Source organism: Mesorhizobium sp. WSM4935 (assembly GCF_029625735.1).
Lineage (GTDB): Bacteria > Pseudomonadota > Alphaproteobacteria > Rhizobiales > Rhizobiaceae > Mesorhizobium.
Genome location: NZ_JARTVR010000007.1, coordinates 264825 through 281300, shown reverse-complemented (window position 1 = coordinate 281300; position 16476 = coordinate 264825). Strand labels below are relative to the sequence as shown.

Below are 16476 nucleotides of genomic sequence, written 5' to 3'. Positions count from 1 at the left end.
GTGCGGGGCGACGGCGCCCTTTCTGTTTGGTCGGTCAAGGCGGCGAGAGGCGGCTGCGTATTTCCATCTCGATGTCCCGGTCAAACGGCAGGGGCGGAGTCCCGGTCGGCTTGCCACAGCCAAGTTCGGCCAGAGCGGCTGCATCGCGGCGGAATTTTGCGAACGACACCGTGCGGCCCTGCTCCAGCCAACCGGAGGCGTGGAGGATGAAGCTCGCTCCGGAGCCCAGCGCGGCCGAGAGCACCCTGCCCCCTTCGGCGCCGGCTTGCGCGTCGTCGATCTTGGCCGAGGTGATCGCGCCGTCGCCCCGCACCGGCACGCCGAGCCGCCTGCCCAGCCCGGCCGCGTAGAGCTGGACGAGCTGCGACGCCGGGTCGCCGAAATCGGGCAGCATCCGACGCATATCGAATGGATAGGCGAGGATGCCCATCACCGCCGGCGCGCCCGGACGCCAGAGCTGAGCCAGCGCAAGCCCGGCAAGCACCTCGGCGTAGCCCTGGATAAGCGCGCCGGCCACAGTGACGGGCGACGTCGCGCCCATCATCATGTAGGACGACACCATGCTCGCCTCGCCCTTCAATGCAATTGCCCGCAGGCACTTCAACGGGTTCGGCCAATAGGTCAGCGGCGGCGAGGCATTGATCAGGTGGAGAAGGTTGCACGCGCCGGCAGACGCCGGCCGCCCGACCGCGGCGGCGGTCAAATCGATCACCGCCTCGGCCGCCGCCGGCGAAGCTATGCTGCCCATGAACGGCTTGTCGGAGCGGCTGAGATGCGCAAGCAGCATCTCCAGCGGCCGCCGGTCTTCAGGGACGTCCTCCATGACGCAGATCATCTGCCCGGTGTTGGTGAGCCCAGGCGCGGCATGCGCGGCGGCGACAAGCTCGCCGTAGATCTGCCGGCTGCCTGCCACCCTTTCCCTGTTGTCGAGCACGACATTGGGCGCGCCGTAGATCGGCGCGAAGATGGGCGGCCCGCCGCCGCCGACCAGCGTATCCCGTCCGGGATTCCTGCCGCGCAGCAGGAACTTTGCCGGAGCGTGCCGGCGTATGATGCGGCGCAGCTCGGCGCCATCCAGGCGCACGACATCCCCGGTCGCCACGCCACCGGCCTGTTTGAGAATGTCGATGGTCTGCGGATCGTCCAGGAAGCGGATGCCAGTTTCCTCGAGAACCCTGTCCGCCGCCCTCTCGATCGTCTCCAACCCGGCATCGTCCTGTTCGGGCCGATAGGCCGCGGCGACAAAATCCGCCGCCGCGCGATATTCATTTGCCCATGAAGCCGGCATGCAACCCCCGGGCCGGCGCAAAAGGTTCGATGTGCCGGCATGCCGCAGTATCCGGATTCGCTTGCCTTCGCGACGTCCGGCGCGCCACCTTGCGTCGCTTCCAGAAGGGTGCCGCCGACGGCGGCCCGGCGACACCGGCCGCGCTGCTCTCCTCGGCATTCGGTGGTGCATATGAACCGTGTCATCAGCGCGCCGCGCAACAGCGGCGTGATCGCCTGGGCGATCCATACGGTGACGATCCTCGACTGGCAGAGGCTGCAGCAGATCGCCGAATTCGATCCGACCTATCTTTCAATGACGCGCGAGCCGCGCTGATCGCCTACTGGAGGCATCTTCCCAAAAACCGCTATGCAGTTTTGGGCGACCTGCATCATTCAGAACGCCGTTTCCGGTGCGGGGATTCCTGGTTCTCGCCGCGCAGCATCTGCCGGTCGTCGGAATCGACCAGGTCGCTCTCGGCAGGCTTCAACGTACTGCCCTTCGCGCGGGCAGCCCGTTCCTGATGCGGCCGCTTCAGTTCCTCCTCGGCATTGAAGTCCTTACCGGCGTTCTTGGTGTTGACGCGCTCCTCGATGATGCGCTGCTGCTGATCATGCGTTGTCTTGCCTGCCATGCCTGTCTCTCCCATGGCTGAAAGAAATTCTCCCCACAGAGAAGCCCGTCCGGAGGGGTGAGCGGGCGGGCTTCTATCGGGAGGGACCCCGATGGCGGCGGGGGAGCCGCCGGGCACCGAACCGGACACCGGCACTTATGTTCCATTGCAGGAGCGAAAGCGACGGAATTGCCCGACGCGGCCGAGACATTCCGCCCGGCAGTCATTGCGGCTCTGATCTTCGTCGCGCTGCTGGCCTCTTCGGCCGATAAGCCGATGCCGGTGGGAGCCCGCCGGCTGCGCCGCGGATACCCCATACGAGGCCGCCCGAAAGGCGCTCGGCGTCGGGGGGCACGCTGCGCGCCGGTTCCAGCAGACGGACCGAGTTGTCGAGCTGACTGACAGGCCGCCGACGTGGCTGCGCCCTGGTGTTCGAGTTCAGGGTTGTCGGCGGTTATCCTTGCCACCGGATTGCCGAGGCCGGCTCGCATTGAGCGGACTGCGGATGCCTGCCTCGCGCGATTTTCGGATCGTCAGCTGGACCTGGCCGCTAACGAATGCGGATAAGAACCTCGCTCGCCATGCCGAGGTGACGGTCACTCTGGAACCGATCGTCCATCCATCGGTTACTCTATGCCTTCGTTAGCCGGTACTTTTGCAATGCGGAACAGCCGTCCCAAATTCATGGCGCACCTCGCGCTTACGGCCGACCTCGCGCCGGTTGACTTCCCATGACCGGAATCGATTCCCAAATCGATAGAGAACAAAGCAGCACTTTGGCGAAAGGTCCTTTCCGGCGGTTCCTTCGCACGATCGGGCCTGGATTCGTCACCGGTGCATCCGACGACGACCCCTCCGGAATCGGAACTTACAGCCAGGCTGGCGCCCAACTCGGGTTCAACATCGGCTGGTCGATGCTGTTCACCTTCCCGCTGATGGCGGCAATCCAGGAGATCGCCGCTCGCATTGGCCGCACCACAGGCAAAGGTATTTCAGGCAACCTCAGCCGACACTATCCGGCCCCGTTGCTTTCCATTGTGGTGATGCTGCTGTTCGTCGCCAACGTCATCAATATCGGCGCTGATCTCAGCGCCATGGCCGACGCGTTGAAACTGCTCGTCGGCGGACCGAGTTCACTCTATGTCGTCGCTTTCGCGATCATCTGTGTCTCGACGATCGTGTTCCTCGACTACACCCGCTACGTGACGGTCCTCAAATGGATCACCTTGAGCCTTTTTGCGTATGTGGTCGCGATGTTCGCGGCCAATGTGCCGTGGATCGACGCGGCTGAAGGCCTGTTCATTCCGCACCTCGAATGGAGCGAAGCTTTCTTCACGACATTGCTGGCGATCCTTGGCACCACGATCTCGCCTTATCTGTTCTTCTGGCAGGCCTCCCAGGAGGTCGAAGAGGAGGAACTCAAGCTGACCGCCAAGCCGCTGCGATGGGCGCCCTGGCAAGCCACACGGGCGTTCGGGCGGATACGCGCCGACACGCTGGTCGGAATGGCCTTTTCGAACCTGATCGGCGTTGCGATCATGTTCACCACAGCCGCAACGCTCCACAAGGCGGGGGTGACGGATATCGCTTCTTCCACCGACGCGGCAAAGGCGCTGGAGCCGGTGGCCGGAAAGTTCGCCTTCATCATCTTCTCAGCAGGCATCATAGGCACCGGACTTCTGGCAGTGCCGGTGCTGGCGGGTTCGGCGGCATTCGCAGTAGGCGAAGCGCTGCGCTGGCCGGTCGGCCTTCAGCGCAAGCCGAAGGAAGCAGCCGCCTTCTACGCCACGCTCGCCGCGGCGACCGCTCTTGGCACCGGGATCATGTTTACCCCAATCGACCCGATCAAGGCGCTTTACTGGAGCGCCGTGATAAACGGCATGTGCGCCGTGCCGGTCATGGTCATGATGATGCTGATGGCTGCCCGTAAGGATATCATGGGAGAATTCCCGGTCCAAGGCTGGCTGCGTGCGCTGGGCTGGCTATCGACATTGGCAATGGGTATGTCGTCGGTCGGCCTGATCATTCAATGGTTCTTGTGAGTGCTGCGCCCGTTGCGGCACCTAACGCGGAAAGACGGTCGATGCCTGAGCTGCAACCCACCAGGCAGTTTGGGGGGACAGTGCGCGAATGGAACCTTGGTCAGCATTGATTATTTATTTCGAAGGCGGGCCAGCATGACCAGATCGTCGCTTCATCTGCTCAAGGGTACAGGCTATCTGATCTCCACGGTGAGCGTGATCCTGCTGGTGATCGTCAGTTGGGATGGCGCCTCGAAAAGTCCTTTGCTGACAGCGTCTCTCCTCGGGGGAGCCGCCACCTCGATTGTCGGCATGTTCTGTCGCTGGCTCTCCTACGAGATCGAGAAACGGCAGGAAGAGCGGCGGGAGGGCCAGCAGGCTCAGTGAGGCCGCCGCATCGGCGTTTGTGTAGGAATCACGCGTATAGGCGCCCGCCGGCGAAGCCCGCGGGCGCATTCAATGATAGCTGCCGAACAGCCCCGGGCTGTGTCAGCGGCGAACGAAAAGCGCTTCGTCTTCGTCACGTTGCCTGCCGCCGAGCGCGCCGGCAACGCTGGCAATGAAAGCTCCAACGATCATCGACAGGGCGCCGACGAGCGCGAAGGTGGCACTTGCCTTTCTGACGGTGTCGGCGGCCGCCTTCGCCTTGTTCTTGGCGTCTTCGACCCCGGCAAGCACGGTATCGACGCGCTTGGCGGCATCGGCCTGTGAAAGCCCGGTGCGGGAGGCTACCAGCTTCGCAAGATAGGCCTTGTCGTCGGCCGACACCTCGCCCTTGGCGGCGCTCGCCACAAGGATGCGTGTTGCCTGCGCCGTCGTGCCGGCGTCATTCTGGCCAGCCGGGGCGACGGTACCGGTGTCTGCAGGGCGGAAGAGTTGGTCGACGAAGTAACCCAAGGTGTTGTTGTCGGTTGCGCCGGCGCCATTCGCGGCCGCCGACGAAGCACCCGCGGCCGCGCCCGCCGCGACGTTGGCCCCCGCCTGCACGCCCGCGCCGATTGTTGCGGACAGGGCAGAGCCGAACACGCCGGCAACCAGCAGCGTCGCTAGCGCCCACGCCAGAAATCCATGCGCGGTATCGCGGAAGTAGACTTCGTTGTCGTGAATGCCGACCCATTTCGTCCGTAGCCGGCCGGTCAAGTAGCCGCCCAGCCCGGCCGACAGCCATTGCACGACGATTAGCCACACGGCGGCCGAAACCGCAAAAGTGGTGGCCGAGGCGCTGGCACCGGTCCAGGGCGAAACCATCGTCAGCCCCAACCCGGAGCCGATCAGCATCAAGACCACTGTCAGTGTCGCCGCGGCGAAGGCTCCGGCTACGATCGGACCCCAACTCACGGCGGAAGAGGAAGACTCGGTAGCGCCGGAAAGTTCGGCGTCGCTTACAGCGGGATTCATCACACATCTCCTACCGCGCAAACAGCATAAGCAGGATGATGATCGGGATTGGAACACCCAGCAGCCAAAGCAATATACCTCGTCCCATAGAAACCTCCTGTTGCTTCGAGACGAAATACCAATTCGCAGAACTGGCTTTCGTTCCTAAGGTTTAGTGATGGAGATCGAAGGCACGCCCCGACTTTGGGTGACCGCTGATTCCGGCGATGCCGCCACGGAAATTCTTTCGGAACAAGTGGTGGCTCGGCATGATCGGCAGCCGAGAGCTTAAGCTACCGCAAGTCCCAATGGACGCTGTCAAAACCGATGGCGAATTTGCAACGGGAAACAATGGATGTATAATTAGCTGACTAAGTGATTCATGGCGCGGTAAGCCGATGGCCAAGAAGAAAAGCAGACAGGTCCCCGCAGGCGTTTCGGCAGCATCTCGCGCTGAAATGCTCGAGGCGGCTTATTTTGCCCGCAAATGCGGTCTTACCCGCGACGAGGCATTGCGGATGATCCGCGAAGCCCACGGCTTGCCGGCCGTCAAGCCGGCCGAGAGTGGGAAGCGCGAACACTGACCGGTCGTTTGACGATGCGGGATCTTATTGGCCCGTCTGCGGCGGCACCTGGCCGGGCTTGATCACCGGCATGTCGCTGCCGGTCGGCGGCGGCGGAGTCGCATTCTTGTCGCCGGTCGGCGGGGGCTTCAGCACGCCGCCGCAATTGCCGAGCTGTTTCGACAGTTCGTCCGTATCGGCCTCTTGCTTCTGTTTCTGCCGCTGGTCGTTGGCGTCGGGCTTGGCCTGACAGTTCTGCGCCTGCTGATCCATCGGTTGCTCGTCCAGCGCCTGGGCGGTCTGCGCAGCCGCCGGCAGAGCGGGGATCAGAACGAAGGCCGCGATGAGAAGCGCTTTGTTCATGGTATCCTCCTCTTGGTCAGTGCTCGTGGGGCCGAGATCGGCGAGACCAGGAACACAGGCCGGCGCGATCTCGTCCGGCCGGGCGGGTTGCTTCATCGTCGTGTCGGCGCCGAACTGCGAAACGTCTTCCGCTTGCTTTTCGGGCGGATTGAGCGGCCTCCGGACCGGACCGGGCGCGACCGCGTTGACGCCGATGCCCGAGAGACAACGCATGTCGTCAGAAAAGGTTGGCCAGGTTCATCGCACATCGCCAGGAGCTTCGGCCTACATCAAAGTTAAATGCGGCCGCTCGGCCATGGTGCTAACCCTTCGTTATTTGGGGGGACTCTTCGGGAGGAGTCCCATGGATGTTCGAACTCTCATCGGCACGCTCTCGGCTGCTTTGCTGCGCCGCCGTGCCGCCGCACCGCCGATCCCAGCGAGGGTGATCCGCGCCTCGCTGGCGGATATCCCGCTCAGGCCGAGACCGCGTCCGCCACACCGGCCGGCACCTCCTGCCCGGCCCGCAAGCAAAATGTAACCTCAGCACCGCCAGGCGAATGCAACCGACTGGCCAAGTCATCGTTTACGGCCATCCCCAACCTTGTGGTGCACAATGAAATCCTTGCCTATGAATCCGCTTCTTGTCTTTGTCGCCGCCATGACCACGGCCGCGCCCTTTGTCGGCCTTGTCTGGCGAACGCGCGAATGGTTCGGATGGTGATCAACCGATGAGCCGTTTCCTGCCGCTCACCATTCGCTTCGTCAGCGGCGGCACGATGGTGGTCACCACGGTCGCAGAGGCCAAGAAGGCGCTCGCCGGTACCTGGAAGAACAAGGAAGCGCCGGAGTATCTCAAGGCGGCGCGGTTGGTGGACAACGCGATTGCGGGCACCTGCCGGCCGGCCGTCGCTTTTGCCGCCTTCAAGAAGGCCGCCGCGCAGCAGGGGCTGCTGAAATCCGCACAGCCAAGTGCGGCGCTGACCATGCTGGACGAGCTCTGGTCGAGCTCCAAGAAGCCGCAGAGCTAGAGGCCTATCTCGGCTCGCGCGCCATGCTGAGATAGGTCGGATCGAACTCGGCGATCGTAACCAGCCGCTCCCAGTCGAGGATCGTGATCATATGGTTCGTCCAGTTGATGACATTCATGCGTCGCAGCGTGCCAATCACCCGGTTCATGTGGACCACGGACAGGCCGAGCACGTCGGCCAGTTGAGCCTGGGACAGCGGCAGGTAAAAACTCATCTCGCGCGTCTTCTTCACCACCTGTAGCCGGATAAACAGCTCGCATATCAGATGCGCGAGGTGGGAGAGCTTGGAGCGGCGTCCCATCGCCACGATCCACTCGCGATGGATGGCGCCGTCGACGAGCGTGTCGAGCCACAACAGCCGGGTGAGGTGCGGTGCCTGCTCGGTGATCGTCTTGAGCTTGCTATGCTCCGCTGCAGCCACATGGCAGGGCGACAACGCGACGATGCCGTGATCCATGGTCTTGAGCAGGAAGGCATGAAGGTCAACGAAATCGCCGGCGACCTGCAGCGAGGTGAATTGGCGGCCGCCGTCCTCCAACACCCTGTAGCGGGCAGCCAACCCATCTATGATCAGCGTGCTGTAGGTCGGTCTGGTTCCCTCCGAGACGATGTCCTCACCGACGTCGACATACTTCTCTATCGAGATCGTGGAAGTAAGCAGCGCTTTCTCTTCCTCCGAGAGGGCGTCGTGCTGGCTGAGATTGAGGTATAGCGATTCCAGCAATTCGGCCTCTCCGTTGCAACGGCTAACGCGGCAGACCGAGGCTGGTTGCAGGCGGCCACCCGCCCAGAGCCGGCGCGACGCGGATTTTCCCTCGATATCTGCGGCTTGGAACCATGACCGCGCTGGTGAATTGAACCTCGAAATTTCCGGGGACGACGTGCCGATGGAACGCTTCTATTTCGACCTTTACAACGCGGACCACAGCCAGGAAGACGCCGAGGGGCAGCTCTTTCCCAGCCGGGAGAGCGCCGGCATGGAGGCGCTGCGCATCCTGCACGACGTCGCCCGCGACGAGATGCCGGGCGGCAGGCATCTCACCATCATTGTCAAGGTGCTGGACGAAAAGCGCGACCAGATTTTCGAAGCGTCGCTGACATTGGATTCCGCCTGGACGTGAGGCGGTCGACGCTGTCGGCGCCAGCCTCCGGAGACAAGCAATGTTTGAGGATTTCGACAGCCGCGAGATCGACACCGGCGAAGCAAGGATCTTCGCCCGGCACGCCGGCAGCGGACCCGGCCTGCTCCTGCTGCACGGTTTCCCCGAAACCCACGCGATGTGGCGCGAGGTGGCTCCCGGCCTGGCACGGGATTTCACCGTCGTCTGCGCCGATCTGCGCGGCTATGGGCAAAGCTCCTGCCCGCCCTCGGCCGCCGACCATGCGCCCTATGCCAAGCGCGCGATGGCCGCCGACATGATCGTTCTGATGGAGACATTCGGCTTTCGCCGCTTCATGGTAGCGGGTCATGATCGCGGCGGGCGCGTCGCCTACAGGCTGGCGCTCGACCACCCGGACCGTGTCGAGAAGCTCGCCGTGCTCGACATCATCCCCACCGCCGATGCCTGGGACCGCGCCGATGACAGGTTGGCACTCGGCTACTGGCCGTGGTCGCTGCTGGCGCAGCCCGAGCCGCTGCCGGAGACGATGCTTGCGGGCGCCGCCGATGCCATCGTCGACAATGCGCTCTCCGGCTGGGGATCGTCGCCCGACGCGTTCCCGCCCGGAGTGCGACAACTTTATGTTGATGCGCTGCGCGACACGGCGCACATCCATGCGATTTGCGAAGAATATCGCGCGGCGGCTTCCCTCGATCGCGAGCATGACCGGGCCGACAGAGAGGCCGGCCGGCGCATCACCTGCCCGCTGCTGGCGCTATGGAGCGAGCATGGGGCGCTGGCCGAATGGTATGCGCAGGAAGGCGGCCCGGAGGCGCTGTGGCGGGACTGGGCGGACGACGTCAGCGGCGGCGCCTTGCCCGGCGGTCACTTCTTTCCGGAGGAGTCGCCGATCGAAACGGCTGCCACGCTCGGCGCCTTCTTTTCCGGAAGATAGAATGCGCTTTGCGCGAGTTGGCGCGGGCCGGCAAGTGCCCGGCCGGCTCAGGCTAGCAGCAAACAAAGCAGCGGCAAGGCCGCCAGGCCGACCGCCATTGCAATGAGCGTGGCGTGGCCGAGACGCTCCGCGCGCCTGGCAATGTCGGCTACCTCATCCTCGTCGTTGATGAGATCGAGGAAGGAAAGATCGGCACGGGTGGCGCGCTGGTTGTCATTGGCAGGCAGGCTTTCGGTGTCCTGCCGGGTGGGCTTTGCAGAGATATAGGTCAAAACGTCGTCTCGCTCCGAAGCCGGTTAAGCGGCCTTGTTGTTCATGAATATTGGTGCCCGCCGAAATTGCGCGGGGGGCGATCGGCGGGCACCAGGACGGCCGGCGATGGAGGGGGCTTTTCTCGACGGCCGCTCCCCAATTCTCAAAGAGCGGATTGGTTGCACAAGCCGGCCCAATGCTTCGGCTAATTCGGACTTGAGTCGTACCCGGTCACGAAATGTTTCAGCCGGAACATAGCCAGTCCCCGCCTGTTCCTTTTACTCAAGGATGCCGAACGCGTCCTTGAATCACCCTGAAGAAGAATCCGAACCAACGGAGAATTCGATATGCCCAATCAAGGCGGAAGCCACGAACAGCACGTCAAGGCCGGCCAGCAGAGCCACAAGAATCGCGACGATCAGCATCGCGGCAGCGGGCAACAGCAAGCTGAGGACCGCAACATGGATCAGCGGGGCGCCGGTCAGCATAGAGGCGGAAGCGGCAACTTCGCCGAAGACCGCCAGCGTGCCTCGGAAGCCGGCCGCAAGGGTGGCCAGCGCTGAGTGAGAAGGTGGCGTCGGTGCTCTGCACCGCGCCGCCCTCGTTTTGGAGTTGCACCTTTCAAATCATGGAGAAATCGATGGCGACGAAGCGTTCGTCCGAAGCCTCGAACGGCCTGGAAAGCCTGTTCGTGGACGGCCTCAAAGACATTTACTATGCGGAAAAGAAAATCCTGAAGACGCTGCCGAAAATGGCCAAAGCCGCGTCGGCGGAAGAAGTAAGCGCGGCTTTCGAGAAGCATCGCGTCGAGACGGAAGGCCATGTCGACCGACTCGAGAAGGTTTTCGAAATCCTCGGCAAACCTGCGCGCGGCAAGACCTGTCCGGCGATCGACGGCATTATCGAAGAAGGTTCGGAGATCCTCGAGGAATATAAAAATGAGCCGGCTCTCGATGCCGGCCTTGTAGCGGCTGCCCAGTCGGTCGAGCACTACGAGATCGCGCGCTACGGCACGCTGATCGCCTGGGCAGAGCAACTCGGCCTGAAGGAAGCGCTGCCGTTGCTGCGCGACACGCTCAAGGAAGAGTCCGCAACGGACGAAGCACTTACCAAGTTGGGCGAAAGCGGGGCCAACAAGCGAGCGTTGCAGGCGGCCGCATAGAAGGCGCTGAGGCCAGGGCTTCGGTTTGCTGCCATGGCCTGATGAAGCGGCCCCGGTTCAAAGCCGGGGCCGTAAGGCTGAGGTCGGCGCCGGTCGCTGGGCGTAGTTGTCGGAGCTTGAACCGCTATCCGCCGATGCCGCATGGAACCAGTTCGGCTCCTCCCGGTTGCTTAGATGCCGTCGCCGCAGAACGCCGGCATTTGAAGGAGGGCACCTGATGTCTATGCATACGCTTCATCCTGAGCGGGTCGATGAGACTCGCCTGAAGGCCTATTCGGCTTTTGCGCCAATCCTTATCAATGCGCTCGCACAGAAACTCGCCCGTCGACAAGGAATGAAGGATCTGGACAGACTTGAGGCGTCGTTGATCCGGCTGGTCGAGGAGGCGGACATCGCCGCGCCGGATTCGGAAGCGATGAAGGAGTTCGCCGTCGAGCTTGTCGTGTCCACGCTGCGCAACGTGCGTGAGCACCCTGACGCCAAGCAGGATCTGGAAGAAATCGATAACCGTCGTGCCGAAGGGCGCTCGGAAGATCCGGATACGCTGGAAGAGCAGTTGCAGTCCGGACTCGAGGACAGTTTTCCGGCCAGCGATCCGCCGGCTGTCGTTTCGACCGCGATCACCGGCGGCGCGAAGGACATCGTCGGCACCGACGAAGTGTTGCGCCGCAAGAAGGAAGCTTCCGCGCGCCGCCAGGAAAAGCAGGAAACCTGATCGCCGGATTGATGCCGTGCCATTCGAGCAAGGCGGCGGCCTGGTCACGAAAATCGAGCAGAAGCTGACGGGCTGACGGCGAGCCTAGCGCACTCGCGCCGGAGCCTGCCGATATTGAAGATGGCCAGCCAACTCGCGAACGAAAAGGAACCAGCCTCGCCGCGAAGGGTTGGTTCAGTATCGGAAGGACAAAACCATGCAGAAAAGCGAACTTCCCAACCGCCCAGGCGCAGCAGGAACGCCGTCAGGTAACCTGCCGACCAAGGGCGGCGACGACCCCGATGTGCGTTTCCTGGCGGAGAACACCGATCTGTCGCCGAAGCAGGCGCGCGAGCTGATCCGCGAGCACGGGCATGACCGCGACAAGCTCTTGAAGATCGCCCGAACCATGAAAGCGGAGGGCTGACCGCCCCGAGAAAGAAGCGAGGTTGAGAGATGAGCAATTCACCGAACACAGGACGTCCCGGAACCTCCGATCAATGGCCGCGCTGGGAAGGCCCGAAGGCCAACAAGCCGCGCGGCTACCTGCCGGCCAAGGACGATCCCGACGAGGATCGTGACGCCGCGGGCGAGAACAACAAGGATCCGGAACGGTCCGACCTTGGCGACGTCGCCAAGAAAAAGGGTTCCTGAGGCCGGTCTGCGGCTTCACTCAGCGCAACAAAGGAGCAGGACAATGCCACGCGGAGACAAATCGAAATACACCGACAAGCAGGAGCGCAAGGCGGACCATATCGCCGAAGGCTATGAGAAGCGCGGCGTTTCCGAGAAGGAAGCAGAACGGCGCGCCTGGGCGACGGTCAACAAGGATGACGGCGGCGGCAAGAAGGAAGGCGGCTCGGGCCGCGGCAAGCACACCGGCCATCCGGCGGCCCATAAGGGCGGCAAGGCTGGCGGGAAGGCGTCGGGCGAGCGATCCGCGGCCGCGCGTTCGGCGTCGGCCAAGAAGGCGGCTGCGACGCGCAAGAGGAATGCGGAGCACCACGCGCACCATTGACGTTTCCCCTTCTCCCCTTGCGGGAGAAGGTGGATCAGCGCGCAGCGCCGAGACGGATGAGGGGTGCTCCAGCGAAGTGAGACGTCGGCTTTCCCTGGAGCACCCCTCATCCGTCGCCTTCGGCGACACCTTCTCCCACAAGGGGAGAAGGAAGAAGGCCCCTACAGCGGCATTTCCGACGTCTGCTTGATCGTTTGGCTGGGGACGTCCGTCTTGACGTTCTGCACGCCCTTGATCCGGCTCAGATGCTCCGACTGGAAGCGGCGGTAGTCGTCGATGCCTGCCGCCACGATCCGCACCATCGCATCGCAATCGCCCAGCATCAGATAGCACTCCATCACTTCCGGGAATTTCGCCACCTCAGCGGCGAAATGCTCGATCGTGTCCTCGTCCTGCTGCTTCAGCCAGATGCGGGTGAAGAAGGTCTGGCCGCGGCCGATCTTGGCCGGGTTGAGCATCGCGACATAACGGTCGATGATGCCTGCCTCCTCCAGCAGTTTCACGCGCCGCAGGCAAGGCGACGGCGAGAGGCCGACTTCCCTGGCAAGGTCGTTGTTGGCCATGCGCCCGTCGCGCTGCAGCGCGCGCAGGATGCGCTTGTCGATCTCATCGAGCTTCATGGTTCAGAATTCCAATCTTTTGCCTAAATGCGCTACCTAATGCCAAATCTTGGCGAAAATGACGCATCTTCGCAACCCGATTGCCCGGCGTTTCGGCTAGTGTCCGGCGATCGACAACCGACCGGGAGAATGGCGGCCGCGAGGCCGGCCAAGGGCAAAGCCATGAGCGTTTCCGAGATCGCCCTCGCCGAGGAGCAAACCAGCAACGACCGCGGCGCCGAGTTCCGGCGCGGGCTTGCCGCCTCGACGCCGGTGCTGCTCGGCATCATCCCCTACGCGCTGGTGCTGGGCGCGCAGGCCGCGCAGAAAGGCCTTTCTGTCATCGAGGTGCCGCTGATGACCGGCCTCAACTTCGCCGGCGGCTCCGAATTCGCCGCAATCCAGCTCTGGACCTCGCCGCCGCATATCCTTCTGATTGCTGGCATCACCCTGCTGGTCAACAGCCGGCATTTCCTGATGGGCGCCGCCCTCGCGCCGTTCATCAAGCACCTGCCGAAGCGACAGGTCTTTCCGTCGCTGTTTTTGATGTGCGACGAGAGCTGGGCGGTTGGCCTGGCAGACGCCCAACGCCGCGCTGCCGCCGGGCTGCCGCCAGCCTTCAGCCTGCCCTTTTATCTGGGCGCCGGCCTGCCCTTCTATCTCGCCTGGGTGGCGTTTACGACCTGCGGCGCGGCGCTCGGCCCGGTGCTCGGCGATGTCGGGAAATACGGCTTCGCGATGGCCTTCCCGGCCGTCTTCCTCGTGCTGCTGCGCGGCATGTGGAAGGGCTTTGCCGCGGCACGGCCCTGGCTGGTCAGCCTGGCGGTGGCCGCGCTCACCTATCTCGTCGTGCCCGGCGCCTGGTATGTGGCGGCCGGCGCGCTGTCCGGCCTTGTGGCCGCCTGGTTTCTGGCAGGTAACAAATGATCGATCCGATGACCGTGCTCGCCATCCTGGCAATGGCCGGCGTGACGTACCTCACCCGCATCGGCGGCTATGTGGTGTTGAGGAACAGGGCGCTCAGCCCGCGCGCCATGGCGGTGATGGAAGCCGCCCCCGGCTGCGTGCTGATCTCGGTGATCGCGCCGGACTTCGTCTCGAAGAACCCGGCCGACCTCGCGGCGCTGGCCATAACCATGCTCGCCGCGACAAGGCTGTCGATGCTGCCGACGGTGGTGATCGGGGTTGGCTCGGCGGGCATGCTGAGGTGGCTGATGGGCTAGACTAGGCAGTCTCTCTCCTTGTGGAACGCCATGATGGGGAGATTGGCGGTCAGCCAAACCGCTTCCCTGCAATCCCGCCCGTCGCCCTCGCCACGATCGCTTCCAGCGGCTCGGGCCGGTGCAGGAAATAGCCCTGGCCATAGGCGACGCCCATGCCCATGAGGATCTCCAACGCGTTCTTCTCCTCGATCTTCTCGGCCACCACGGCGGCGCCCATCGAGCGGGCGATGCCGGTGATCGCCGAGACGATCTCGCGGTCGAATCGGCTCTCGGCGATGTGCTCGACGAAGGAGCCGTCGATCTTGATGGCGTCGATGGGAAAGCGCCTGAGATATTCGAAGGAGCTCATGCCGGCGCCGAAGTCGTCGAGACTGACGCGACAATGGCGTTCGCGCGCCCGGCGCACAAATGCTTCGGCCGCGTCAAAATTGGTGACGGCGGCAGTCTCGGTGATCTCGAAGCCGACGGCCGACGGCGGTGCGCCGCTCTCGGCGATGGCCTCGTCGACGAAGTTCCAGAGCCGCGGATCGGAAAGCGTCTGGGCCGACAGGTTGAAGTCGAGCGAGACGGCGCCGGCGCGCATCGCCTCGCCATGGCGTGTCAGCGCGGTGCGGATGATCCAGCGGTCGAGCCGCGCCGCAAGGCCGAAGCGTTCGGCGACCGGCATGAAATCGCCGGGCGGGATCATGCTGCCGGTTCGGGCCTCGAGCCTGGCCAGCACTTCGACATGACGGCTGTCTTCCCACGGCTGTCCGAGCCGGTGGATTTCCTGACCGAACAGCTTCAGCCGGCCGTCCTCCATCGCATCGACCAGGTCGGCCGCCAGCCGCGCGGCGTTGAGGCCGCCGGCGCCTGCCGTCGTCTCCGGCGAGAACACGGCGAAACGGTCGCGTCCGCCGGCCTTGGCGGCGTAGCAGGCATCGTCGGCGCAGGCGAGCGCATCGGCCACGCTCATGTTGCGGTCACGCACGAAAGCGATGCCGATGCTGGCGGCGAGCCTGCGCGAGCTGACCGCCGGGCCGAGATCGGCATCGCGCACAGCGGCAAGCACGGCGCGGGCAATCTGCTCGGCACAGGCGTCTTTGCAGTTCGGCACCATCAGCGCGAACTCGTCGCCGCCGAGCCGCGCCGCATGCGCCGAGGCGGGCAGGCTGGCGAGGATGCCTGCGGCGACGCTCTTCAGCGCCAGGTCGCCGGCGGCATGGCCGGCATAGTCGTTGAGCGCCTTGAAATAGTCGAGATCGACATAGAACACCGCGAGCGGCAGGCGCTCTGCCAGGGCGATGTTCTCGGCAAGCAACCGGTCAAAGGCCGAGCGATTGAGCAGCCCGGTCAGCGCATCGTGACACGCGGCGAAGGCAAGCCCCTCGGCACGTTGCTTCTCCTCGGTGACGTCGCGCACGGTGCCGAGTATCTGACCGGCCGAACCGACATCGGCGATGAAGCGCACCAACGACTCAATGTGGCGGATCTCGCCGTCGCGCCTGATGATGCGATACTGCGACGCCGTGACTCCCTGCGAGTCCGGGGGCGGCAGGTGAGCCCGCTCCGTGGCCTCCTTGTCGTCCGGATGAAGGTAGGTGTGCCAGAGGCCGGCGGTGACCTCGTCGGTATCGCTCACCAGCCCGAATATCTCGCGCGTGCGGGCATCCCAGTAACTCTTTTGGGTGCCGATATCGAAGTGCCAGATGCCGGTGCCGCTGGCCGCGAGCGCCAAGCGGAAGCGGATATTGACCTGCTCGAGCGCCGCCTCGGCCTCTTTCTGCCTGGTGATGTCGGTCTGCACGCCCATCAGCCTGAGCGGCTTGCCGTCGGCGTCGCGCTCGACAATGCCGCCGCGATCGAGCACCCAGACCCAGTGGCCGTCCTTGTGGCGCAGGCGAAGCTCCGTCTCGATGGAATCGACGAGACCCGCAATATGCCGGTCGCCGCTTTCCTGCGCGCGCTGGCGGTCGTCGGGATGGGTAAGTTTCAGCCAGAGATCGGGCGTGTTGGCGAGTTCGCCCGCTTCATAGCCCAGCATCTTCGACCAGGTCGGCGAATAGTAACAATCGCCGGCCGACAGATTCCAGTCCCAAAGGCCCAGATGAGCGCGGTCAAGCGCCAGCGCCCAGAAACTGCCGTTGCGTTTATCGTCGTCCGCCATTCTTTGTTCTTGCCGTCCTGCCCCGGCAATACTGCATGAAAGCAGAGAAAAAAGAGTTACCGGGTCGGAGCTGCTGATGTCCCCAGTTGAGGGGAGATCAGCGCACGACCGCC

The 16476-nt window shown here is 63.9% G+C and carries 23 protein-coding genes and 2 pseudogenes; 15 read left to right on the top strand and 10 right to left on the bottom strand.

Annotated features, from left to right (window positions below; genetic code table 11):
• Nucleotides 1-34: 34 nt before the first annotated feature.
• On the bottom strand, nt 35-1288 hold the full coding sequence (locus tag P9273_RS18905) for a trimethylamine methyltransferase family protein (RefSeq protein WP_278050246.1): 1254 nt from the start codon (nt 1286-1288) through the stop codon (nt 35-37).
• Between the two features lie 159 nt (nt 1289-1447).
• Between P9273_RS18905 and P9273_RS18900 the strand changes: the two are divergent.
• Nucleotides 1448-1603: pseudogene (locus tag P9273_RS18900) on the top strand (Crp/Fnr family transcriptional regulator); the annotation flags it as partial.
• A gap of 55 nt (nt 1604-1658) precedes the next feature.
• On the opposite strand, the gene P9273_RS18895 reads toward P9273_RS18900, so the two are convergent.
• Nucleotides 1659-1901 carry a hypothetical protein gene (locus tag P9273_RS18895; protein ID WP_278050245.1) on the bottom strand — a complete coding sequence of 81 codons (243 nt, stop codon included), beginning with the start codon at nt 1899-1901 and terminating at the stop codon, nt 1659-1661.
• A gap of 710 nt (nt 1902-2611) precedes the next feature.
• Between P9273_RS18895 and P9273_RS18890 the strand changes: the two genes are divergently transcribed.
• Together P9273_RS18890 and P9273_RS18885 are read left to right on the top strand one after the other, a co-directional pair.
• A complete protein-coding gene (locus tag P9273_RS18890; protein ID WP_278050244.1) occupies nt 2612-3922 on the top strand; it encodes an NRAMP family divalent metal transporter in 1311 nt (436 codons plus the stop codon).
• 135 nt (nt 3923-4057) lie between these two features.
• The gene (locus P9273_RS18885; RefSeq protein ID WP_041001301.1) at nt 4058-4288 is read left to right on the top strand and encodes a hypothetical protein; all 231 of its coding nucleotides are present in this window, start codon (nt 4058-4060) and stop codon (nt 4286-4288) included.
• A gap of 102 nt (nt 4289-4390) precedes the next feature.
• On the opposite strand, the gene P9273_RS18880 is transcribed toward P9273_RS18885, so the two are convergent.
• Complete coding sequence (locus P9273_RS18880) at nt 4391-5299, bottom strand: hypothetical protein (protein ID WP_278050243.1); 909 nt, start codon at nt 5297-5299, stop codon at nt 4391-4393.
• Between the two features lie 377 nt (nt 5300-5676).
• On the opposite strand from P9273_RS18880, the gene P9273_RS18875 reads away from it, so the two are divergent.
• Nucleotides 5677-5862: a hypothetical protein gene (locus tag P9273_RS18875; RefSeq protein ID WP_278050242.1), complete on the top strand. Its 186-nt coding sequence runs from the start codon at nt 5677-5679 to the stop codon at nt 5860-5862.
• A gap of 24 nt (nt 5863-5886) precedes the next feature.
• Here P9273_RS18875 and P9273_RS18870 read toward each other — a convergent pair whose 3' ends face one another.
• Both P9273_RS18870 and P9273_RS18865 read right to left on the bottom strand, forming a co-directional pair.
• Nucleotides 5887-6204 (bottom strand): hypothetical protein, encoded by a 318-nt coding sequence (locus P9273_RS18870; protein WP_278050241.1) that lies wholly within the window; start codon nt 6202-6204, stop codon nt 5887-5889.
• A gap of 51 nt (nt 6205-6255) precedes the next feature.
• Nucleotides 6256-6402, bottom strand: a pseudogene (locus tag P9273_RS18865) (short-chain dehydrogenase); the annotation flags it as partial.
• Between the two features lie 512 nt (nt 6403-6914).
• Between P9273_RS18865 and P9273_RS18860 the strand changes: the two are divergent.
• Nucleotides 6915-7214, top strand: coding sequence for a DUF982 domain-containing protein (locus P9273_RS18860; RefSeq protein ID WP_278050240.1), 300 nt, complete (start codon nt 6915-6917; stop codon nt 7212-7214).
• Between the two features lie 4 nt (nt 7215-7218).
• Here P9273_RS18860 and P9273_RS18855 read toward each other — a convergent pair whose 3' ends face one another.
• Nucleotides 7219-7938 carry a Crp/Fnr family transcriptional regulator gene (locus tag P9273_RS18855; RefSeq protein ID WP_278050239.1) on the bottom strand — a complete coding sequence of 240 codons (720 nt, stop codon included), beginning with the start codon at nt 7936-7938 and terminating at the stop codon, nt 7219-7221.
• Between the two features lie 163 nt (nt 7939-8101).
• On the opposite strand from P9273_RS18855, the gene P9273_RS18850 reads away from it, so the two are divergent.
• On the top strand, nt 8102-8335 hold the full coding sequence (locus P9273_RS18850) for a DUF6894 family protein (protein WP_278050238.1): 234 nt from the start codon (nt 8102-8104) through the stop codon (nt 8333-8335).
• Nucleotides 8336-8375: 40 nt separating this feature from the next.
• Nucleotides 8376-9269 (top strand): alpha/beta fold hydrolase, encoded by an 894-nt coding sequence (locus P9273_RS18845; RefSeq protein WP_278050237.1) that lies wholly within the window; start codon nt 8376-8378, stop codon nt 9267-9269.
• A 47-nt stretch (nt 9270-9316) separates the two neighbouring features.
• On the opposite strand, the gene P9273_RS18840 is transcribed toward P9273_RS18845, so the two are convergent.
• Both P9273_RS18840 and P9273_RS18835 read right to left on the bottom strand, forming a co-directional pair.
• On the bottom strand, nt 9317-9541 hold the full coding sequence (locus tag P9273_RS18840) for a hypothetical protein (protein WP_278050236.1): 225 nt from the start codon (nt 9539-9541) through the stop codon (nt 9317-9319).
• A 288-nt stretch (nt 9542-9829) separates the two neighbouring features.
• The gene (locus tag P9273_RS18835; protein WP_278050258.1) at nt 9830-10009 is read right to left on the bottom strand and encodes a hypothetical protein; all 180 of its coding nucleotides are present in this window, start codon (nt 10007-10009) and stop codon (nt 9830-9832) included.
• On the opposite strand from P9273_RS18835, the gene P9273_RS18830 reads away from it, so the two are divergent.
• The 6 genes from P9273_RS18830 to P9273_RS18805 all read left to right on the top strand — a co-directional run bounded on the left by P9273_RS18830 (nt 9983) and on the right by P9273_RS18805 (nt 12395).
• A complete protein-coding gene (locus P9273_RS18830) occupies nt 9983-10084 on the top strand; it encodes a KGG domain-containing protein (protein ID WP_157900456.1) in 102 nt (33 codons plus the stop codon). The genes P9273_RS18835 and P9273_RS18830 overlap by 27 nt on opposite strands.
• 77 nt (nt 10085-10161) lie before the next feature.
• Complete coding sequence (locus tag P9273_RS18825) at nt 10162-10683, top strand: YciE/YciF ferroxidase family protein (protein ID WP_041002661.1); 522 nt, start codon at nt 10162-10164, stop codon at nt 10681-10683.
• 223 nt (nt 10684-10906) lie between these two features.
• Nucleotides 10907-11398 (top strand): hypothetical protein, encoded by a 492-nt coding sequence (locus P9273_RS18820; protein WP_278050257.1) that lies wholly within the window; start codon nt 10907-10909, stop codon nt 11396-11398.
• Between the two features lie 196 nt (nt 11399-11594).
• Nucleotides 11595-11804, top strand: coding sequence for a hypothetical protein (locus P9273_RS18815; protein WP_041001322.1), 210 nt, complete (start codon nt 11595-11597; stop codon nt 11802-11804).
• 29 nt (nt 11805-11833) lie between these two features.
• Complete coding sequence (locus tag P9273_RS18810; RefSeq protein ID WP_041001324.1) at nt 11834-12031, top strand: hypothetical protein; 198 nt, start codon at nt 11834-11836, stop codon at nt 12029-12031.
• 43 nt (nt 12032-12074) lie between these two features.
• Nucleotides 12075-12395: a plasmid stabilization protein gene (locus P9273_RS18805; protein WP_140752066.1), complete on the top strand. Its 321-nt coding sequence runs from the start codon at nt 12075-12077 to the stop codon at nt 12393-12395.
• Between the two features lie 161 nt (nt 12396-12556).
• Here P9273_RS18805 and P9273_RS18800 read toward each other — a convergent pair whose 3' ends face one another.
• A complete protein-coding gene (locus tag P9273_RS18800) occupies nt 12557-13015 on the bottom strand; it encodes an Lrp/AsnC family transcriptional regulator (protein WP_041001328.1) in 459 nt (152 codons plus the stop codon).
• A gap of 162 nt (nt 13016-13177) precedes the next feature.
• Between P9273_RS18800 and P9273_RS18795 the strand changes: the two genes are divergently transcribed.
• Together P9273_RS18795 and P9273_RS18790 are read left to right on the top strand one after the other, a co-directional pair.
• Entirely contained in the window at nt 13178-13921 is a 744-nt protein-coding gene (locus tag P9273_RS18795; protein WP_278050235.1) for an AzlC family ABC transporter permease, read from the top strand.
• Complete coding sequence (locus P9273_RS18790) at nt 13918-14217, top strand: AzlD family protein (protein WP_278050234.1); 300 nt, start codon at nt 13918-13920, stop codon at nt 14215-14217. Before P9273_RS18795 ends, P9273_RS18790 begins: the two co-directional genes overlap by 4 nt.
• Before the next feature lie 49 nt (nt 14218-14266).
• Here P9273_RS18790 and P9273_RS18785 read toward each other — a convergent pair whose 3' ends face one another.
• The gene (locus P9273_RS18785) at nt 14267-16363 is read right to left on the bottom strand and encodes an EAL domain-containing protein (RefSeq protein WP_278050233.1); all 2097 of its coding nucleotides are present in this window, start codon (nt 16361-16363) and stop codon (nt 14267-14269) included.
• Nucleotides 16364-16476 lie beyond the last annotated feature (113 nt).